Annotated in this window: 2 protein-coding genes; one reads left to right on the forward strand and one right to left on the reverse strand. The window is 73.9% G+C overall.

What is annotated here, in order from left to right; all coding sequences use genetic code 11:
- Nucleotides 1-251 (reverse strand): LysR family transcriptional regulator (locus G3I65_RS29390; RefSeq protein WP_160698977.1); only part of this gene is annotated, 251 nt, incomplete at its 3' end.
- Nucleotides 252-336: 85 nt separating this feature from the next.
- Here G3I65_RS29390 and G3I65_RS29395 point away from each other — a divergent pair.
- Nucleotides 337-827 (forward strand): pyridoxal-phosphate dependent enzyme (locus tag G3I65_RS29395; protein WP_160698978.1); only part of this gene is annotated, 491 nt, incomplete at its 3' end.

Below are 827 nucleotides of genomic sequence, written 5' to 3' on the forward strand. Positions count from 1 at the left end.
CGGACCGTCCGCTCGGCCGTGCGCAGCTCGCCGACGATCGTCTCCGCGTGGCCGAGCAGCGCCTCCCCGACCGGCGTCAGCGTGACGCCCCGGGCGTGCCGGTGCAGCAGGCGCGCCCCGACGTCCCGCTCGAGCTTCGCCAGCTGCTGCGATACCGCCGACGGCGTGAAGGAGAGCCGCTGGGCGGCCCCGGCGATCGAGCCGGCGTGCGCGACCTCGGCCAGCACGGCCAGGCGATGGGCGTCGAGCACGGCTACCTCCAGCCATCAGCTCCGCTAACGCCAGCATAGGAGACGTCGCTGGTGCTTACGGCCGGCCGGCGCGCATGCTGGACCCATGATCAGCACTGCGGATGTCGAACTGGCGGCCGGGCGGATCCGGGACCGGGTGCGCCGGACGCCGGTCCTCGCCGACGACGGCGTGTGGTTCAAGCTCGAGCAGCTGCAGCACACCGGGTCGTTCAAAGCGCGGGGCGCGTTCAACCGGATCATCGCGGCCGGCGAGCTGTCGGCGGCCGGGGTGGTGGCCGCTTCGGGCGGCAACGCGGGGCTCGCCGTCGCGCACGCCGCCCGCGAATTCGGCGTGGCCGCCCGGGTTTTCGTCCCGGCGAACGCGCCCGCGGTGAAGGTGGCGAAGCTGCGGGCGCTGGGCGCGGCCGTCGAGCTGGTCGGCGACAAGTACGCCGACGCCTACGACGCCGCGGTGAAGCACGCGGCGGACTCCGGCGCGCTCTTCTGCCACGCCTACGACCAGCCGGAGATCTGCGCCGGGCAGGGCACGATCGGCCTGGAGCTGCTGGACCAGATCGATGGCCTGGACACGGTCCT

It is taken from the genome of Amycolatopsis sp. SID8362, from assembly GCF_010550475.1.
In the GTDB taxonomy this organism is placed as follows: Bacteria; Actinomycetota; Actinomycetes; order Mycobacteriales; family Pseudonocardiaceae; genus Amycolatopsis; species Amycolatopsis eburnea.